Source organism: Moorena sp. SIO3I8, assembly GCF_010692325.1.
In the GTDB taxonomy this organism is placed as follows: Bacteria; Cyanobacteriota; Cyanobacteriia; order Cyanobacteriales; family Coleofasciculaceae; genus Moorena.
Genome location: NZ_JAAHHW010000122.1, coordinates 1 through 19,787, shown reverse-complemented (window position 1 = coordinate 19,787; position 19,787 = coordinate 1). Strand labels below are relative to the sequence as shown.

Genomic DNA, 19,787 nt, shown 5'->3' with positions numbered 1-19,787 from the left:
TATTGTGCGTTTGGTTAATTGGTGGCAGGGAGTTCCATTTGCAGCTACCCGATGTTCTCGTTTTGCTGCTCTTGGGCCGACCGGTTGACCTATGTCTAAACAAATATTAATTTCGCCAGCGGTATCAACTTTGGGGGACGCAAGAAAGTTTTGTTCCCCCCAGAATTGGGGTAGGGCTGTTTCATTCTGGCCAAAAATAGATGGGGACCCACCCCTAACCCCTCCCAGGAGGGGACCCAGGAGAAAAGGAGCGCGAATAGTCGTGATTTTGGCCAAATTTATCTAACCCTCCTCAAAAGCAGAATCACGAATTGTTAGTCATTTGAGTTGATTGAAGCCGGCTAATTAGTCAGATTTTAATGACTAAATTTGGGGATTTGTAGGAAAATTTTGAGCTATTTCCCTATCCCCTCCTGGGAGGGGTTAGGGGTGGGTTCCCCCTATCCCCCTATCTCCTTTTCTCGTTAACTTATTTTTCTTTGAAACAGCCCTGCTTTGAAAGGGGGGAGGAGGGATGCATAAGTGCCTTTTGCTCTACAATGCTATTGCCACTTCAAGGGAGAGTTAGTACGGCTCTATGCAATCTGGGCAAAGAATGTCTATTGTCACCTTATTGATTTTGCCTGTAAAGGGGAAATGTGACTTAGAGTCACATGACTCAGAGTCACATGACTCAGATTCATAATGAGCTACTGGTGTGAGTAAATCCATCCCTACATCTTGAGTTTCCAGAGAGAATCGTGCAGGCACAGTCTTGTCGATTGTGTTATTGTTAGCAAGAAGTGCCTTATCATTAACAAAGAGGGTAACTGTAGCTCCCTTACCTTGACCATCTCCATAATCTCCTGAGTAGTCAAAGTAGAATCCAAACTTAACATCATCACCAGGACAAATTTTGTCGCTAGGGCAAATTTCGTCGATAGAATCAACAACAACATCGTTGACAGAAACAACATCATAGCGCGTGCCAAAGAAGTTGTAGGTATAGTGGAGTTTTTTGTCCTTAATGTAGAAGCTATAGCCTCCCGTCTCTCCACCGAGCGCTAGGATTACACCTTCAGTATCAGCACCAGTAACTGTCACATAAGCGGCGACTTTATGAGATTTGTTTTTCACATCTGGTGCTGTCCCTTCTGGCAGTCGAACCGCGCCTTCATAGAAATCGAAATGATAGCGTCCTGCAGTAAAACTGGGACGTAAACTAACATCACCTCGTTCAACAAAGCGATCGTCCAGAGGAAAAACATTATACTTACCTCCCTCAACGAGGAATAAGTCTTTGAGTTCCTCTAATTTATCAAGATAATCATCTTTTTCTTCTTCCTCCGATTTGGATAAGTCTTTGCCTTGAGAGAAATCAGTCTTTAAATCGTACAGTTCCCACTCATCTTCATCGAAAGGTTTAAGAGGTTCATCGCCAACTGGTTTTGCATGCACAGTTGATGCCATCCATTCGTGTTCTCCTTCATCCTTGTAGATGCCTCGATTCCCAAACATCTCAAAATACTGAGTTTTATGAGTACCTTCAGCACCTTCTCCATCATAATCATCATCAAGTATCTTACCAAAACCAAAGGTATAGGCTAAACTCACCCCTTCTATCGGCTGCTGCTGGATGCTGTTAACGATCTCTGGTTCCTGAATCCTAGTTACTTCCAGAATTGTCGGTGCGATATCAATAACATGGTGAAACTGGTCTCGGATCTCCCTTTTGTCTGGAGTCGGGGGAATAACCTTTGGCCATTTAATAATCATGGGATTGCGAGTACCGCCAAAATGGGAAGCTACCTCTTTTGTCCATTGGAAAGGTGCATCCGTAGCCCAAGCCCAGCCAACGGAGTATCCTGGCGAGTTTCCCTTTCCACGCATACCCCACTCCTCTGCACACTCCTTGATTTCTTCAAGAGTAATCTCAGGGCCGAGTCCGTTAAGATTTTTCATGGTGTTGCAAGTTCCATACACACCACCGCCTGCTGAACCACCGTTGTCACCCACGATATAGACGATCATGGTGTTTTCTACTTCCTCTTCAGGAATAGCATCAAGGACACGACCGACCTCTACATCAGTGTATTCTAGAAAAGCCGCATAGATTTCCATCTCCTTTGCTAATGCCGCACGTTCGCTGTCGTCGAATTCTGTATCATCATCCCAAGCAGGTATTCCTTCTGGGCGAGGGGTAAGTACAGCATCAGCAGGAATTATACCGGGAGTTTTCGCAGTTTCACCGTTAATGCCCTTCTGACGATTGAAAATTTTCAAACGCTCTACGTCCCAACCGTCATCAAAATCACCTTCGTAATTATCGCGATAATCATCTGGTGGTTGGTGAGGTGAATGGGTAGCACCGGGAGCAAAGTAAAGGAAGAAAGGGCGATCGGGTGCAATTGAATGCTGATTGTTCATCCAAGCAATTGCTTTATCGGCAAGGTCATGGGTGAGGTTGTAGTCTTCTCCATCACTGGTTTTGGCTGGTGCATTGATTGGGTTCTGATTTTCATACAGTGCTGGAAACCATTGGTCTGTTTCTCCACCAATAAATCCGTAGAAGTAATCAAATCCCAAACCATTAGGCCAGCGGTCAAAGGGACCAACCATACTGGTTTGGTTATCAGGAACATTGTGATTTTTACCGAACCAAGCTGTGCTGTAGCCATTTTCTTGGAGAACTTCGGCAATGGTGGCTGTGCTTTTGGGAATCAAGCCTTTATAACCAGGATAACCTGTTGCCAGTTCCTGAACCACTCCACTGCCCACCGAGTGGTGATTGCGTCCTGTTAGTAGAGCCGCACGAGTTGGCGAGCAGAGGGCAGTTGTGTGGAATCGATTATAAGTTATCCCTTCGTCTGCTAGCTTCTCCAAAGTTGGTGTTTTAATCGAGCCACCAAAGGTTTCTGAGGAACTAAATCCCACATCATCCAAGAGGACAAGGACAATGTTAGGTGCATTTTTTGGGGCTTCAGGGGATTCCATAATTGACTTATCTGGCTCCCCGGAAGTTTCGTAAGTGACACCAATTTGACCCTTAAATTCTGGGTCTGGTTGGGGCAAAATTTCCTGAGCCAAGGCTGGCGGTACCAATACTCCTAGGGAAAAGATCGCCACAACTAGGAGATTGAGTAATCTTTTAAGTTTCAGAACAGTTTTCTTCATACACTTAGTGCTGTTAACATTTGAGGTTTTCATTAGTTAACTCTTTGTTGACATCCTCTCCGGCCTGGAGGCAGCGTGATAGATCACATCTGGTTTCGCAGGAGCAGCATTCGATGTCAATGGCCATAATCGCATCAGGGTGGGTCATGCCCACTCTGTTGTGCTATGGGGTAAGTCAAAGACCTCAAGTTCACTTTAGTGGTAAGGTATCTCTGTGAATAATCAAAAATTCCAACTTTCTAAGCTATAAGATTTAAATAACTAAGTTTCAAATTGTATTAGTTTTGCTTATAGTTGGTTGGATTATTTTTTTGATAGAGTGGTGCTTAAATGATTTTGTTAATTGATACCAACAATAGTAAAACTACCCAAGCTGAGGATGATCCTGGGACAGGCAATCAGAATATTTTATCCAAATCCTTTACAGATGTGGATAGTTTCAAAGAGTTTTTTGAGTATCAAAATAAGGAAATAATACAACTCAGTCCCGGTCCTCTTCAAGCTGAGTTTTTGTCGATTCAGGTTGGTAACTTATATTTCGTCTGTAATCAGGCGAACCAAGGGATTCAATTTTCGGGTGAGGGGGGAAAGGAATACATATCTTTTGCGATACTTTGGTCTGAGAATGAAAAGGAATATTACTCTTTCCGTCACCCTGTGGAGCCTCAAAGGACTATTTTTGGTTTCAATAACAAGGAAGCAGACGAAATCTTTCCTCAAGGTGCAACCTTGACACACATTATAATGCCTGTTAAAACGTTTGATACTTATGCAGACCAACTACAACGCCACGATCTAGACGAGAATTTCCGGAGTAAAAATCATGTGAATTTGCTACCAACGGGGATGAACGAAATTAAAGATTACCTGAAAGAACTTGTTTGGTTAGCATTACACAAACCTACTTGGTTACAAAAACCTCACATTGAAAAACTCGTTGCTGATGATTTCCTTCCTTTGTTGATTAGTAATATTCCCACTAAGTTAAATTCCAAGTGTTTTCTCAAACCTTCCCGAAGAGCAAAGTTGATTGCCCAAGCTGAAAAAGAAATGTTAGCCAACTTAGACAAACCTCTGACCTTAAAACAGCTAGCTCAAAATTTAGGGTCTAGCAGTTCTGCGTTATCTTATGGTTTTCAGGACTTATTTGGCTTGAGTCCCATGCGCTATCTCAAGGTACGACGACTTAATGCAGTGCGAGAATGCTTGAAGGCAAGCGAACCAGAAAGTTGTACCATAGCCATCGTTGCTAGTGAATTTGGGTTCTACAGTCCTTGTCATTTTACTAAAGATTACAAAGCTATGTTTGGGGAGTTACCTTCAGAGACATTGCGAAACACTGCAAACTAAGCCTTGAGTATCGAGGGATAAATATAGCAATTATCATAGCTATGAGGTCTACAATTTCGGGATTTTAGGGAATCGGGAATCGGGAATCGGGAATCGGGAATCGGGAAAGAGAGGGGAGTGTGGGAGGTGTGGGGAGTGTGGGGAGATGGGGAGATCTCACAGGGGTAGGTTTTGATTAAGGGTAATTATCCTGACATGATGATATCAGGAATGTTTAGGACGATTATTCCTTGGTAAAACCCGGCAGATACTAGCAAAAACTGTAAGTATATCCATCCTTCCTGTGTATGACTGATATGTCTTGAGGCTTGCAACTCTTGTAGCCTTTTGTTCCTAGTGGAGTAAATCCGAAACTTCCTTTGCTTCTCGGAGTTACTTTGCCTATTCCTATTTTCTGGTGTTTGGCTATGTCGCCAGTAGCCCAACCTTTAATCGGCTTCAATGGGTTATGCCTAGTTGGATAGCCGTATTTGTTAAGTGCTGCTTTCTGTCTTCCTCCTTGTCCTTTGCAGACAACTAACAGTGGTTGAGAGGTTATTACCACTAAAGTTTCAATATTACCGACGCAGGCCGCATCAACCCAGTGCTTTTTAGATAAACCCAATCTTGTTCGGTTGTACTTGGTCATAGCACCAGTTCCAGTGACCACAGGCAAAATTTTCTTGAGCACCTTTACTACCTTGTTCCGAGTCGTATTTACTGCGGCAGCATCCCTTAATGGCGAAAGCGCCTTGTTTTTTATTTTCTGTAGTAGACTGGGTTTATTCTTGAGGAATTCCTCTATAGGTCTGTTCCCTTTCCGTTGATTACATTTCTCGCAAGCCAGACAAAGATTGCTGACTCGGTCGCTCCCACCAAATGATTTTGGGTGAATGTGCTCAATCTGTAAAGGGATATTTTGCTTGCCACAATAGGCGCATTCTCTGCCCCACTTTTCAAGTAAATACTCTCTTACTTCGTAGCCAGCTAGTTCCCCTTGCTGGTATTCAATACCACTAATTTCAGGATTATGCATTTTTTGGGTGTCAAACTTCACTCTTTCGACCCAAATCTCGCTAACCGGGCAAAACTTAATCAGCCGTTTAACCCAGGTTTCAATAGTTAGAACTCTGTGCTCTAAACTGGGGGAAAGCCAACCCTCTGGACGTTTACGGTTAAGGAATCTAGGTTTTCTGTAACGAGTATGACGATTACGTCTCCCACGTCTAACAGCGCTTCTCGCCTCTAGTTTTTTCTTGATCAGTCCTCCCCTGTGTTCCAATTCCATCCCCCAAATAACTTGGTTGTTTTGGACTAAAGCAAATCCAGTGAACTTGCTGCCAGGGTCAATCTTGATTTGACAAGGTGAGATAGTTGGATCGTTGATCCCTGTTTTCAAGATGATTGTAAATGGGTACATCCTAAAAACCGCAGCTTTACCTTTGTCTAATAACCGGCGGGCTTTCTTTGGGGAAATCGGGTTTAATGCTTGCTTGTTTGTGTCAATGACGAATACGTAATTTTGCATCGTTAAATGCCTCAATATCGGTAATGTGTTCCGGACTTCGTCCCGCTACGCGAACGGTAATGTTGAAAAGGCTTATTAGGCTAACCACACATTTGCCTTCACCTTAATGGTTAGCGACAGAGCCAGGGACTGGAGTTCATCCCTGGGTGTCATGACCAAATCAACGTAGGAAATTAATCATTAAACTAAGCCGGTGAGTCGCCTCACCGACTCGTCTTCAAAACCGTACGTGATACTTTCGTATCATACGGCTCCTCATCATAGGAATCCTTGTCAGTGGCACCTCTAAAACGGATTTTCATCTATCTCATGTGAGTTGATTTTGTTTCCGTGTTTGGCATCGTGACAGTGGAGGTGTAATAATTCTAAATTTTTGTTTAGATTACTTCCACCATTAGCACGTGGTATTATGTGATGTTTTTCCAACAAATCTCCATCTTTAAAGGTAAGTCCACAATGAGTACATTTCCCTTCTTGCCGTTCTAAAAGCTTTCCCTTCTGAGTGGTCATCTCAGGATGTTCTCTCATTCTGGTGCTCCAATAGATTAGGTCTCCATCGTAAGGGCTTCTGGTGTCCTGGACTTTTTTATGCCTGACAATTTCTGTTTTAGCATGTTTTGGGAGGCTAATACCCTCTTTAGTCATGAACACCCAGTTATCATCTCCGATGGTTCCCCAATATTTCTTGTTTACCCAGGATTTCGATTTCTTTGGATGTCTCCTGTATCCCCATCTTTGGAGTTTATTCCATAGCATGTTCCCTAAGTCGTTGAAGGTTTCTTTACTACAGACCCCTCTGTAGTAGTTACACCATCCACGTATAATAGGTTTAAGGTGGCGTATTAATGCTTCCTGAGGGGCAGCTCTATGTTTCCTAATGGCATTTGAGAGCTGCCCGTAATGCTCTTGGACTTTTTCCTTAGATGGTTTGATGATGGTTTTAAAGCCTTGTTTTGAGTGGTTTTTACCTGCTTTGTATTGACGTATGTTAAATCCGAGGAAGTTGAATCCGTCAAGGGTATGGGTCATTTGAGTTTTACTAGGCTTTAATTCCAAACCCATGTTATGTAGCCAGTTGTTAATCACTTCCTGACATTCTTCTACCACTTTCTGGTCTTTATGTAGGATGACGAAATCGTCAGCATATCTGATTAAGGCTAATCCCTTTTTGTAGTGGGTTTTTTTACCTTTTACAGAGTTGGCGTAATCCCATATGGCTTTTTCCATTCCGTGGAGGGCTATGTTCGCTAAAAGTGGAGAGATGACTCCACCTTGAGGAGTACCCTCATTTGTAGGTGAGAATATCCCGTTATCCATCACACCGGCTTTTAACCAGGACTTTATTAGACGTCTCATGGATGGATAAGTATTTAATTTAGTTAGAAGTGCTTCGTGGTTAATTTTGTCGAAACATTTGGCAATGTCAGCATCTAATACCCATTTAGGTTTTTTGTTAATGCTTACATATATTGCTCCGATGGCATCATGACATGAGCGTCCTGGTCTGAATCCATATGAGTTAGGTTCAAATGTGGCTTCCCATTCAGGTTCAAGAGCCTGTTTGGCAAGTGCCTGTAATGCGCGGTCGTATATGGTCGGTATTCCTAATGGGCGTTTTTCCTTCCGTCCAGGTTTGGGTATCCATACCCTTCTGGTTGGTTGTGCCCTTTTTGAGATTATTAGGCTGTCTACTAAGGCGAGTCGTTGCTTACTTGTTAGAGCTTTCTTCCCGTCTATTCCAGCAGTCTTTTTGCCTTTGTTCTCTTGGGTAACCCTTCGGACCGCAATCATTTTGGCTGTCCAGGACTTCATCAGGATTTTTTGTAGTTTTCGTACCACGCGGACGTCTCCACGTTGAGAGGCTTGATATATTCGTTTTTGTAACTTCCACAAAGTCTTTTCTAGCTTTTGCCAGTTAACTTTGTTCCATTCTGACTGTGGAGCGAACCCCCGAGTTTTAGACTTATTCATTACTACTTACGACCATATCTTTTCCTATAACGTGAGTCTGTCTGCGTATCCTAGGTATTACCCTAGGCATTTGCTTCTGACTCAATCTTGTCCTCACATGACTTGCGGCTAGCTACCTACTCGAAATGTTCGACCTTTTCGAGAGTACATGTGAGAATTACCTCGTTCCTGATAATCATATTTTGAACTTTTAGGGCAGTACTGTTCACCGGGAGTTGTGGGAAATCTTATAAGAACCCAGAATCTTATAGTCCTTACTCCATTGACTATTTGTCTGTAGCGTGTCAACCTTATTTTCGCTACGTGATGCTGACGATGATTCGGATGTACTTTCCTGTGCGTACCCATGAGTTCGTTGCCTAAGTTGACATCGGTCAGGTTAAAGGATGTTTCGCTCGTTCGACCCTTGCATCAATTTATAGGTTTGCTATTTCTATAAATCAGGGTAGGGCTGTCACTCGGATTTCGCGAGGGATGGTTTTTCACCATCATGATTATCAAGTTGTCATGGTTTGTTGAACCAAGCAGCTAATCCTCCAAACCCTTATAGGGTAAGGTTTATAGCTAACGAGTCGCACCTGAACCTGCATCCTAGTCGGCAGCTTCCGGTGTTTGCCGGAAATTACCAAGGCTTAAACTAGGAGATGGATTTACCAAGCTGGCCAATCGGTTTGGTAGGCACTGCCTACCTTACACCCTACACCCTACACCCTACACCCTACTCCCTACACCCTACACCCTACACCCTACTCCCTACTCCCTACTCCCTGGACAATGCTATAGATTTGACGGCAACTTGGTATAATTTTCTAAAAATAGCAAAATTAAAAACAGTACAAGCTCTTTAACTAGATGTCAATCATGAAAATTGATCATGTTCATTTCTATGTTAGAGATGCTACAGTTTTTTCTGATTGGTTAGTCAACATTCTTGGCTTTCAACGGGTCGCTAGTGGCAGTAGTCACCATACCTACACAGAAGTTGTCAAAAGTGGCTCAATCACTTTTGTTATCTCTTCACCTCTGACATCAACAAGTCCTATTGCTGAGTTTTTGCGTCTACATCCTCCTGGGGTGGCTGACATCGCTTTTCTTGTAGAAGACCTCGAAGCAGTGATTGAGAATGCGATCGCTCAAGGAAACCAAGTGGTAAAATTACCTCAGGAGCAATTGCAAAGACAGGGACGGCTAAAGTGGAGTAAAATCCCCTCCTGGGGTTCTCTGGTTCATACCCTAGTTGAGCGGGATGGCATCTGTGAGGAATCCTTTTTCCCGGCTCAGTTGAACTGGATCACGAATACTGCTGATGGTAAGGTACCCTCCCTTAGTAGAGAGGCAAACCAGGTCAATAACAATCCTCAGACCATGTTCACCACCATTGATCATGTGGTACTTAACGTAGCTGCTGGTGAGTTAGAACGGGCAGTAAATTGGTATCAACACGTGCTGGGATTTTGCCCACAACAAATATTTTCTATTAAGACACAACAGTCTGGTTTATACTCTCAGGTCATGGTTGATTCCACTGGTGAGGTGCAGTTGCCCATCAATGAACCAACATCTGCTAATTCCCAGATTCAGGAATTTCTAGATTTCAATGGGGGACCAGGAATCCAGCATATTGCTCTTAGAACTAGCAATATAGTAGAAGCGATCGCTCAACTCCGTGGTCGAGGTTTGCCGTTTATTGAAGTTCCTTCCAGCTACTATAGCGAGTTGCGGCAAAGACCAGGGGGCTCTAATTTACCCTTACCAACAGCAGAATGGGAAGAAATTGCTACCAGAGAAATTTTAGTAGATTGGCAGCAACAGTTTCCCCAAGCTTTGTTACTTCAAACCTTCACCAAGCCCATTTTTGGGAAGCCTACGTTCTTTTTTGAAATCATTGAGCGCCGCTTTCAGGCCAAGGGCTTTGGAGAAGGGAATTTTCGTGCTTTGTTTGAAGCCATCGAGCGGGAACAGAACAAGCGAGGAGCTTTAGGAACTGGTGAATTATCCAGGTGAATTCAAGCTATTCCAGCTCGATCCCTTTTTCCTGCAATTTGGCTAAAAGGGCTTGCATCTGTTGTCGTTCCTGAGCCAACAAGGCTTCAGCTTGCTCTGCTCTCGATTCAGCTTCTTGCTTCCCTTGGGCTAACTCAAGATAGGTAGCAAAAGGCTTGCCATCCGGTCGATAGATCTGGAGTTGTGTACCACTCATATCAAACCGAATCCCCAATCTCGGACTCACCCAATCGCTGATCGAGTCAATCACCTCTAACTTACCCTGATTACGCAGCCAGCCACTCAAGTCCACTTTATCTGGGTCATAGAGATAATACTCTTCAACCCCATAGCGGTCATAAAATGCCAGTTTTTTGGCCATTTCGGTGAGGGTGTTTCCTGGAGAGAGTATCTCAAACACCACTTGTGGGGGGATATTATCTTCTTTCCACTGTAGATAGGAACTACGATCACCTTTGGGTCTACCAAAGATCACCATCCCATCAGGAGCAGTACAAATTTTATTATTGCCTTCTACGGGATACCACAGTAAGTCTCCTACCACCAAGACATTAGGGTCATCCTGAAACAGGGCATCTAAACCGCCTTGAATTGTGACAATCCAGCGAAACTGTTTAGTATTGTCTGACATCGGTTTTCCATCACGTTCGGGGTAGATGACGTCTAGTTTAGTCGGAGAAGATAGGGGTGCAACCATTGCTTGACCTCTGTTATAGTGTTCAGATTCTTGACGGTTGACGGTTGAGTGTTAAAGGTTTTGGAAAAACCCATCAACTATTATTTCTTCCAAGGAAACTTGGTACCCATCTCAGTTAGAGCAGAAAATACTAGATACAGGATGAGTAGACCAACAGTAGCTAGAAACAAAACGATATCATTATCCATAAAATTAAGGGAATCGGGAATCGGGAATCGGGGAGAAGAATTTAGGCCAATATAACCAAAAAATTAGTTGATATAATTATACTAAATAAAGACTCCCTAGCATTCAGCTGTATGCTGAATGCTTACACCACTAATGAAGCTTCCTGTTCTCTTCAACAGATAACAATTGGTCAAGCCAACCCTGAAACTCTTCTACAGAAGCAATAGTAATTCCTTGTCGAAGCAAAGTTTTCAAGACAGAGACCGACTTAATCTGGTTAATTGTCTCAACCAACTCCCTTGGCAAATCCTCAAATCGTACCTGAAGCACTTCCAAAAGAGTCTCTCGACTAGTTTGGAGAATGCCTTCTTCCATCCCCTCTTTACGAGCAAGGCGCTCTATACTGGTAACATAGGGCATTGTGCTTTCTTCCTCAAAACTGCTGTTCTTGCTCAAGAGACAGCAATTGGTCAAGCCAACCCTGAAACTCTTCAACAGAAGCAATAGTAATTCCTTGTCGAAGCAAGGTTTTCAAGACAGAGACCGAGTCAATCTGGTTAATTGTCTCAACCAACTCCCTTGGCACATCCTCAAATCGTACCTGAAGCACTTCCAAAAGAGTCTCTCGACTAGTTTGGAGAATGCCTTCTTCCATCCCCTCTTTACGAGCAAGGCGCTCTATACTAGTAACATAAGGCATTGTGCTTTCCTCCTCAAAACGTCTGACTTGCTGTTTAAACCCAATCTGAAAGCTATCCGGTAATGTCATCATCCAGTCGATGAGCCGGAATAATTCTAGGATATCTTGTCTACTATACCCTCGTTGATAAAGACTCTTGGCAATGCTTAATTTGCCCTGATACCGTCCCTCGGGATTTTGAACAGTTTGCTGAGTGGTGCGATGTGCAGCCACAATCACAGCAAAAGGATTAGTGCTTTGTTCTAGTTTAGACAGCTGATAATCTAACAGCTTAGCTACTGGAAACTGCAATAAAACTCGACAACCCCAAATCTCGTAATTGTATTCAGTTGGTCGCCAAGACTCTTCATCATCAGCGAGAACAGCTAAACTGACTACCTTCCGTCGATACATATCAAAGATGCGATAGTTGTAGACGTACATCCTTTCCGCAAAGACTGACTGAGCCTGACTCTGTACTTCCACATGAATCAGTACCCACGTTTCTTCACCGTCTTGTCGCCAAACTTTGACCAGTTTATCGGCTTCCCTGCTGCCAATTTCTGCATCTCGAGCCACCTGTTGGAATTCTGTATCAAGAAATTCATAGCCTCTTTCCCAGTCAATGTTACGGTCAATCTCGGGAAAAAAGAATGCCATGAAGGATTCAAAATAGATGGAAAGCGCTTCTTTCCAGGGATTATCGTAATCGGCTCTTGGATTGGTCATTGAGTATGATCAAGCTGAATTATGCTATCTTAGCAAAGCCCTTGTCAGCCAATTCCTGTTTAACATTTTTAAAAAACGTTGCAGACGCGATCGCAAAGCGGTTCCAAACGAACTTCGCAAAACGGTTCAAAAGGAACATCCCTAAACCGGTTCTCATAATAATAAGGTACACAAGATTGTTTCCCGATTCCCGATTCCCGATTCCCGATTCCCGATTCCCGATTCCCGATTCCCTCCTAAACCCTCAAACGCCTTTCAATCCCATTTTCCCAACAATCACACATCTCCTGAACTGTCATCTCAATCACACACTGACCATTTCCTACCAGTACTCGTAAACCAGCATTTTCCCCTTGAACAACACCCAGTTGTTGCCAATATCCTTCATCCCCCAACTGTTGCTGTAGATAAGATTCCCAACTTGTTTCCTGTTGAGGACTCACAGAAACCAGAATCCGACTCCCCCCCTCACCAAATAGCACCTGATCCCAGCGCAGGTCTAACGACTCGGAGCTATAGCCTAGAGTAATGTCTGCCCCCAACTTACCTGCGATACAGGATTCAGCCAAAGCCACCACTAATCCCCCTTCAGCACAGTCATGAGCAGAATTTACCCAACCTTGACTGATACCCTCTCGCGTTACCGTTTGGATACGACGCTCTAAATCAAAATCCACTACTGGTGGCTTGCCCGCAACCATGCCATGAATAGTTGCCAGATACTCGGACGCACCTAATGTAATTTGGGATTTAGTTTGGGATTGACTATTTTCCCAGTATTTAGTCCCCAATCCTAATAAATAGATTAAATCCCCTTCAGCTTGCCAACCTTGACCACAGGTTTTAGTAATATCAGCAACTAATCCCACCATCCCTACCACTGGCGTCGGGTAAATCGACTGAGGATTGCCGTCACTATCAATGGTTTCGTTATACAAGGAAACATTCCCCCCAGTCACAGGAGTGCTCATTTCCCGGCAAGCCTCTGCTATTCCTGCACAAGCAGAGGCCAGTTGCCAGTAACCCACAGGCTTTTCAGGAGAACCAAAATTCAGATTATCGGTTACTGCCAAAGGTTCTGCACCCACACAGCTGAGATTCCTTGCTGCTTCTGCTACCACAGCCTTTGCCCCTTCATAGGGGTCAAGATAAACATAACGGGAATTACAATCCACCGTTGCCGCCACACCACCAGACGAGGTTACAGGTTGAAGGTTGGTTTCAGGTTGAAGGTTAGTAGGTTGAAGGTTAGCAGGTTGAAGGTTAGTTTCAGGTTGCAGGTTAGCAGGTTTAAGGTTAGCAGGTTTAAGGTTAGCAGGTTTAAGGTTAGTTTCAGTTGAACCTTGGCCTTTCGGCCACGCTTCGCGAACAACATTCAACCTGTCAACATTCAACCTTTCAACATTCAACCTTTCAACATTCAACCCTTGTGGGCGTAACCGAATCACCGCAGCATCAGCGTTTCCTGGCAAAATTAAGGTATTGTTCTGGACTTGGTGGTCGTACTGGCGATAAACCCAACGTTTCGACGCAATAGTTGGAGTATCTAGGAGTTGACCTAGGATGTCATTCCAACTGTAATGTTTGCCGTTAATGTCAATACCTTTAACATTACAGGGAGGGAGGGAATCCCCATGCCATTCCCAAGCCTGTAAAGCATAGTCTGGTGGTTCTGTCAATAGCTCCCGCTGATAAATTGGAGTATTATCGGCTAGAGCAGTAGCTGGGATTTCTGCTGCTACCTCTCCTTGGAACAAAATCCTGACCAAAGGTTCTTCGATTACCTTACCTGCTACCACAGCATGGAGTCCCCAACGGTGGAAAATATCTATCAGTTCCTGTTCTCGACCCTTGTGGGCAACAAACAGCATTCGTTCTTGGGATTCCGACAGCAAGTATTCATAAGGCACCATACCGGTTTCTCGCACTGGCACCAGGTCTAAATCGAACTCAATACCCAAGCCCCCTTTAGCTGCCATTTCTGAAGTCGAACAGGTTATCCCAGCGGCTCCCATATCTTGAGCAGCTACTACCGCACCGGTTTGAAATGCCTCAAGACACGCTTCAATCAAAGACTTTTCTAGGAACGGGTCCCCCACTTGCACCGCTGGGCGGTCATCTAGGGATTGATCCGTAAGTTCCGCACTAGCAAAACTTGCCCCTCCCATGCCATCTCTACCGGTAGTGGACCCAACATAGAGCACAGGATTTCCAACTCCAGAGGCTCCAGAGGTAACAATTTCTGGAGTTTCCATCAGTCCCAGAGCCATCACATTCACCAAGGGATTACCAGTGTATGCCCGGTCAAAGTAAACTTCACCCCCTACAGTAGGGACACCCACGCAATTGCCATAGTGACTGATTCCTGCTACTACCCCATTAAACAATCGTCTAGTGTTGGCATTATCCAAAGTCCCAAAGCGCAGAGAGTTTAAGACCGCAATCGGGCGAGCTCCCATGGTAAAAATATCCCGTAGAATCCCCCCTACTCCGGTAGCAGCTCCTTGAAACGGTTCTACTGCTGAGGGGTGATTGTGGGATTCGATTTTAAAGGCCAGTTGTAGCCCATCACCTAAGTCTACAACACCAGCATTTTCCCCAGGACCGACTAGAATACGTTTGCCTTCTGTGGGAAATTGCTTCAGTAGAGGACGGGAGTTCTTGTAGCAGCAATGTTCCGACCACATCACACCGAACATTCCCAGCTCAGCTTTATTGGGATGACGCCCTAGGCGCTGGACAATTTCTTCATATTCAGAAGGGGTTAACCCTTCAGCAGCAATCTCTTCTGGGGAAAAGGAGGTAGAGGAATTAGTGGGCATATCACTCTGGGCACAAACGGCACAGAGATTATTTTATAGAGTATTGAGCCAATTATGATCAATAGCCAGACTTCTTCAGCTCCTTTGGTTCCCGTCCTTGGGATTTTTGCGTGCGATCGCGAAGCGCTTCCAAAGGAACATCGCGTATCAGGTATCAGGTATCAGCTATCAGCTATCAGCTTTTAGTTTTTAGTTTATGCGCTACGCGCACGCTACGCTAACAGCTTATGTGCTACGCGCAGGCTACTTGAGTGGCTATTGGCCAACGGCTGAGCGCTGACTGCTGACCGCTGACCACTGACTTCTGACTTCTGACTTCTGACTTCTGACTTCTGCTATACCTTGCCAATTCCTTAGCCACAATAAAATCACCCACGTGGGTAATGTCTCCGGTCTATTCCCCGTATTACTGTATAAGCATAGCTGCAACTTACAATCTTATCACCCCTAAAAGCGCAGCTCTATCAATCTATCCATTAATCTATCCATTGGAGGCAAATCCATTATGTCTAGGAATTTCGATCATCTAGCATACTCTGTATCCACCCTAGTTTATCAATACAATTGCTATAGCCCAGACACAATCGAATACGTTTTATTTAATCAAGGACTCCTAGCCGGTCTCCAAAGACAAGCCGAAGCTAGCGACAGTCCAGTTTACTTAGAAGGGTATCAGATCGGACAGAGCTATTAAGTTGTTATCGAGGTTATCCACTTATGGCCTTGCACGCACTGGGGGGAATGCGCAGAGCAAGTCATGAATCGTAGGGTGGGCAGTGCCTACCAACGCGGTTTGCAAGCTTCATTATCTGTCTGGTGCACTGCCCACCAGAGCAATTAGCCTGCTTTTCCCCAGTCAATCCTGGATCAGACTACGAATTTCTCTAACTTGTTCGATATACTGCCCATCATTCCAAACTGGTACAACTCCTTCGTAAGAAATCGGTTCAACTAAATCAATCCATGAGCGACAGCCTCCGTACTCTTGGTGGTAGGGAGTGATCACAGGCTCAGGTAACTGATAAGTACGCAAAAGCAGTACATATAAAGGTTGACGTGGCTTCCACTTCCAACGCTCACTCACAAATTGTTCATTCCAAATATGATAGGGTAGCAGCGCAGCAACAGTGGATTGCTCCGTTACTGGCAAAATATCAGTAATAGACGCCCAGCTACCAATCCGAACAGTTTCCGGATGCCAACCTGAGGGCACAGGTTTCACAACTCCCCCATAGTCAGGTTTAAGCAAATTAGGCTTTTGATGCTCATAGGTAGGGTAGAGTAAAACCTTGTGGTGAGCCACACTGAAGCAGTTGCCCTGTTCACGAATACCGCCTTTGCGTAACAGCATAATCGTTTTGCCCGCTTCTAAGGCATCAACCGCAACAGCCCATTCTTTGAGGGCATGGGTAGTAGTTGAAAGCATAAATTTAGTAATGGGACTTTTCCAATAACAATAAGAGGTTTGCGTTTTCCTAGGATAGAATGCCAATATTACTCTCAGTAGGGAATAGGGAGTCGGGAGTAGGGAGTAGGGAGTAGGGAGTCGGGAGTAGGGAGTAGGGAGTCGGGAGTAGGGAGTCGGGAGTAGGGAGTCGGGAGTAGGGAGTAGGGAGTCGGCAGTGGCCTCCAGAAAATTGAATGTACCATCTGGCCATCTCCCCATCTGGCCATCTCCCCCACACTTCCCACACTTCCCACACTTCCCGCGCCCCCGCCCCACCCTCCCGATTCCCGATTCCCGATTCCCGATTCCCTGTTCCCTGTTCCCTGTTCCCTGTTCCCTTTGCTATACCAACCACCCATGAGTAATTCTCAAGCAAACAACCGTAAAACTATTAACAAAGTCGCTATTGTAGGAGGAACCCACGGCAATGAATTTACCGGTGTATACCTAGTCAAAAAGTTTGAGAAGTTTCCAGAATTAATCACTAGACCTAGTTTTGAAACCTTGACAAAAATAGGTAATCCCCAAGCCTTTCAAGCGGCTAGGAGATATATTGATACAGACTTAAACCGCTGCTTTGCTAAAAGTGACCTGGAAAATCCTGAGCTTTCTTTCTATGAACAAACCCGAGCAAAAGAGATGGCTACAACCCTAGGACCAAAAGGCAATTCCCAGGTAGATTTTATTCTAGATTTGCACAGTAGCAGTGCTAATATGGGGTTTACTATAATTCTCGTCAACAACGACCCCTTTAATTTGCAACTCGCTGCTTATCTGAGTTCCCTTGACCCCTTAGTTAGAGTTTTAAGTTCCATTGAACCAGGTAAAGAAAATCCCTTTCTAAACTCTCTATGTAATTTCGGGTGTTCTATTGAAGTCGGTCCCATTGCACCAGCTAGTCTCAAGGGCGCTATTTTTCAGAAAACTGAAGCCTTAATTCACGCCACGTTAGATTATATTGAAGATTATAATAACGGTAAACTATTATCAAACACTTATCCCCTTACCATTTATCACTATTTAAAAGTAGTTGACTATCCCAGAAACAAAGCTGGTGAACTAGAAGGTATGATTCATCCTGAGCTCCAGGGCAGAGATTATCAAGAACTCAATCCTGGTGACCCGATGTTTCTTACCTTCGATGGCACCACAATTTACTATGAAGAAGACGCCACGGTTTGGCCAGTATTTATTAATGAAGTTGCTTACTATGAAAAAGGAATAGCGATGTGTTTGACTAAAAAAGAAATACTTACTTAGTGTTTAGGGAACAGGGAACAGGGAACAGGGAACAGGGAAAGAGTGGGGAGATGGGGAGATGGGGAGATGGGGAGATGGGGAGATGATAGCGTTTTGCTTGTAGCTTAAGTAGAATCCCGACTCCCGATTCCCGACTCCCGACTCCCGTTCCCCTCCTGGGAGGGGTTAGGGGTGGGTTCCGACTCCCGATTCCCGATTCCCGACTCCCGACTCCCGATTCCCGATTCCCTACTCCTGACTCTGTAATCCCTGCTGCAATATTTCTAAAACTTTGGCTAAGTTTCCGGCTAATAATGCAGCTTTATCTAACCATAATCCCGGAAAAATTTCTGAACAAAGTATGCCCTCAGGATTGGCTTCCAGTTGAGTATATTCCCCTTCAGTTAACCGAAACCAATCAAATTCACCATCATCAACTCGCCATACCAAATACTCTTGTACCCCATTACGGCGATAAACGTTTAATTTTTTGTGTAAATCAATAGAAACAGTGCTAGCCGCAATTTCAACGATTAACTCCGGCGCACCTTCCACATAGCCATCCTGACTAATTGTAGATTGTCCTCCTACTTTCAGTCTAAGCAGTGCATCGGGTTGAGCTTCATTCTCAAGATCAAGCCTAACAGTACAATTATTTCCTAATTGCAGATTAGGAGTATAGGTTTGGTAGAAGCCTAACCACAACATAATCTGAGCATGGGGTTCACCATGTTGTGTAATTCTCAGGGGAGATGCCATGTAAACAATTCCTTCAATTAATTCGGCTTTCTTCAAATCAGCCATAGCGGAATAGCGCAGCTCAAATTCCGCAAGGGTTAGTTGATCCCCATTTTCTAAAGGAGGAATAGTCGGGTCCCGAGTAATTGTGGCAGTTGATGTCATTTTTTTCGGCTCTACTTTATTTGTTATTTAACAGGGAATAGGGAACAGGGAACAGCGGATCTGGGAATGGGGAGATGGGGAGATGGGGAGATGGGGAGAATGCAGAATTTTATTGCTGATCAAACTCTTATTAATTCCCAATTATAGCGTTTTGCCTGTAGCTTAACTAGAATGCCGATTCCCGATTCCCGATTCCCGATTCCCGACTCCCGACTCCCGATTCCCGATTCCCGACTCCCGACTCCCGATTCCCAATTCCCAACTATTGAAAACTGATTTATTCCTTCGGCAACCATTCGATATCCAGTAATTGCTCAAGACAGTAGGGACATTCTGAAGGAAAAGTTACGGAATTCTGAGTTTTTATCTTCACAAATCCTAGGGCATCGTTATAAATAGAACTCAGTTCATCATCTAGGTAATTACGGAGATTAGTCGTCAGTTTTCGTTTGAGCTGAATTCGGAAATTATAGATTTCACCTTGCCAGTGAACTGCATTATAGTCAGATTCAATTGTCCAATAGTGCAGGAATAATAAATGACGGATTACTTGTTATAAAAGGCTAGCGACAGCATTTTTCTTCTCTCTGCCCAAATCCTCTAACTCCTCAATTAAGTTATCCCAATCTAGTTGATTAAATTCTTTGTTTTTCAGGAGTTTAATAGTTTCTTCTAGCCATTGGGCATCATCAATGTCGTAGAGATTTTTTAAATTTAAGCTACTATTTATACTACTCATAATCAATTGTCACTAAAAACCTCACTTACTTTTCTATATCAAACACTCCAGACACTTTCAAATTAATATCTTTAAATCCAGGAGATAAGACTAAATCATCACCGGAAAAGCTACCCACTTCTGTATAAGTATTTTCCTTAATTTCTAATACCAATATACTTTGACTTTCCGGGTCCACAATCCAGTATTCAGGAATAGCACAATCTTGATATTGGATTCTTTTAGCAATATAGTCTCGCTCTCGTTGTAATTCTCCCGGGCTAACCACTTCAACCACTAATAAAGGCGGTGACATAGAGAGGCGAATGGTATTTCGTTTGATAATTGTTGAACATGCTCTTCTCGAATTATAGTCAAATCAGGATAACGGTTTTTCGGT

17 protein-coding genes and 2 pseudogenes are annotated in these 19,787 nt (G+C 44.0%); 6 read left to right on the top strand and 13 right to left on the bottom strand.

The features are described from left to right. Both F6K51_RS29665 and F6K51_RS29660 read right to left on the bottom strand, forming a co-directional pair. Positions 1 to 276, bottom strand: a 276-nt coding sequence (locus F6K51_RS29665; protein WP_293027041.1) for a hypothetical protein, incomplete at its 3' end; no start/stop codon positions are given. A gap of 288 nt (positions 277 to 564) precedes the next feature. Next, entirely contained in the window at positions 565 to 3,186 is a 2,622-nt protein-coding gene (locus tag F6K51_RS29660; RefSeq protein WP_293027038.1) for an arylsulfatase, read from the bottom strand. A 297-nt stretch (positions 3,187 to 3,483) separates the two neighbouring features. On the opposite strand from F6K51_RS29660, the gene F6K51_RS29655 reads away from it, so the two are divergent. After that, on the top strand, positions 3,484 to 4,503 hold the full coding sequence (locus F6K51_RS29655; RefSeq protein ID WP_293027035.1) for an AraC family transcriptional regulator: 1,020 nt from the start codon (positions 3,484 to 3,486) through the stop codon (positions 4,501 to 4,503). Positions 4,504 to 4,753: 250 nt separating this feature from the next. Here the strand turns inward: F6K51_RS29655 and iscB are convergent, their stop codons facing one another. Further along, positions 4,754 to 6,010: an RNA-guided endonuclease IscB gene (gene iscB / locus F6K51_RS29650; protein ID WP_293027032.1), complete on the bottom strand. Its 1,257-nt coding sequence runs from the start codon at positions 6,008 to 6,010 to the stop codon at positions 4,754 to 4,756. Between the two features lie 285 nt (positions 6,011 to 6,295). After that, positions 6,296 to 7,981, bottom strand: coding sequence for a group II intron reverse transcriptase/maturase (gene ltrA / locus F6K51_RS29645; protein ID WP_293027029.1), 1,686 nt, complete (start codon positions 7,979 to 7,981; stop codon positions 6,296 to 6,298). A 644-nt stretch (positions 7,982 to 8,625) separates the two neighbouring features. Between ltrA and F6K51_RS29640 the strand changes: the two genes are divergently transcribed. Together F6K51_RS29640 and hppD are read left to right on the top strand one after the other, a co-directional pair. Beyond that, on the top strand, positions 8,626 to 8,829 hold the full coding sequence (locus F6K51_RS29640; protein ID WP_293027026.1) for a hypothetical protein: 204 nt from the start codon (positions 8,626 to 8,628) through the stop codon (positions 8,827 to 8,829). A gap of 13 nt (positions 8,830 to 8,842) precedes the next feature. Further along, positions 8,843 to 9,985 carry a 4-hydroxyphenylpyruvate dioxygenase gene (hppD, locus tag F6K51_RS29635; RefSeq protein WP_293027023.1) on the top strand — a complete coding sequence of 381 codons (1,143 nt, stop codon included), beginning with the start codon at positions 8,843 to 8,845 and terminating at the stop codon, positions 9,983 to 9,985. Between the two features lie 7 nt (positions 9,986 to 9,992). Here the strand turns inward: hppD and F6K51_RS29630 are convergent, their stop codons facing one another. From F6K51_RS29630 to F6K51_RS29610, 5 genes are all read right to left on the bottom strand, one after another. Beyond that, a complete protein-coding gene (locus F6K51_RS29630; protein WP_293027020.1) occupies positions 9,993 to 10,682 on the bottom strand; it encodes a Uma2 family endonuclease in 690 nt (229 codons plus the stop codon). Positions 10,683 to 11,000: 318 nt separating this feature from the next. Next, positions 11,001 to 11,270, bottom strand: a complete 270-nt coding sequence (locus F6K51_RS29625) for a hypothetical protein (RefSeq protein ID WP_293027016.1) — start codon at positions 11,268 to 11,270, stop codon at positions 11,001 to 11,003. A 13-nt stretch (positions 11,271 to 11,283) separates the two neighbouring features. After that, complete coding sequence (locus tag F6K51_RS29620) at positions 11,284 to 12,258, bottom strand: transposase (RefSeq protein WP_293027013.1); 975 nt, start codon at positions 12,256 to 12,258, stop codon at positions 11,284 to 11,286. Positions 12,259 to 12,494: 236 nt separating this feature from the next. Next, positions 12,495 to 15,080, bottom strand: a complete 2,586-nt coding sequence (purL, locus tag F6K51_RS29615) for a phosphoribosylformylglycinamidine synthase subunit PurL (protein WP_293027010.1) — start codon at positions 15,078 to 15,080, stop codon at positions 12,495 to 12,497. A 232-nt stretch (positions 15,081 to 15,312) separates the two neighbouring features. After that, positions 15,313 to 15,456, bottom strand: coding sequence for a hypothetical protein (locus F6K51_RS29610; protein ID WP_293027007.1), 144 nt, complete (start codon positions 15,454 to 15,456; stop codon positions 15,313 to 15,315). Between the two features lie 129 nt (positions 15,457 to 15,585). Here F6K51_RS29610 and F6K51_RS29605 point away from each other — a divergent pair, with 129 nt between their 5' ends. Beyond that, complete coding sequence (locus F6K51_RS29605) at positions 15,586 to 15,774, top strand: hypothetical protein (protein ID WP_071105291.1); 189 nt, start codon at positions 15,586 to 15,588, stop codon at positions 15,772 to 15,774. A 162-nt stretch (positions 15,775 to 15,936) separates the two neighbouring features. Here F6K51_RS29605 and F6K51_RS29600 read toward each other — a convergent pair whose 3' ends face one another. Further along, a complete protein-coding gene (locus F6K51_RS29600) occupies positions 15,937 to 16,746 on the bottom strand; it encodes a DUF1802 family protein (protein WP_365940347.1) in 810 nt (269 codons plus the stop codon). Here F6K51_RS29600 and F6K51_RS29595 point away from each other — a divergent pair. After that, complete coding sequence (locus tag F6K51_RS29595; RefSeq protein ID WP_293027003.1) at positions 16,722 to 16,892, top strand: hypothetical protein; 171 nt, start codon at positions 16,722 to 16,724, stop codon at positions 16,890 to 16,892. The genes F6K51_RS29600 and F6K51_RS29595 overlap by 25 nt on opposite strands. Continuing rightward, positions 16,885 to 17,787: an aspartoacylase gene (locus tag F6K51_RS29590; protein WP_293027000.1), complete on the top strand. Its 903-nt coding sequence runs from the start codon at positions 16,885 to 16,887 to the stop codon at positions 17,785 to 17,787. The genes F6K51_RS29595 and F6K51_RS29590 overlap by 8 nt, the downstream gene beginning before the upstream one ends. 228 nt (positions 17,788 to 18,015) lie before the next feature. Here F6K51_RS29590 and F6K51_RS29585 read toward each other — a convergent pair whose 3' ends face one another. From F6K51_RS29585 to F6K51_RS29575, 3 genes and pseudogenes are all read right to left on the bottom strand, one after another. Beyond that, on the bottom strand, positions 18,016 to 18,669 hold the full coding sequence (locus tag F6K51_RS29585) for a Uma2 family endonuclease (RefSeq protein ID WP_293026997.1): 654 nt from the start codon (positions 18,667 to 18,669) through the stop codon (positions 18,016 to 18,018). A 277-nt stretch (positions 18,670 to 18,946) separates the two neighbouring features. Continuing rightward, positions 18,947 to 19,408: pseudogene (locus F6K51_RS29580) on the bottom strand (DUF29 domain-containing protein). Positions 19,409 to 19,433: 25 nt separating this feature from the next. Further along, positions 19,434 to 19,787: pseudogene (locus F6K51_RS29575) on the bottom strand (Uma2 family endonuclease); the annotation flags it as partial.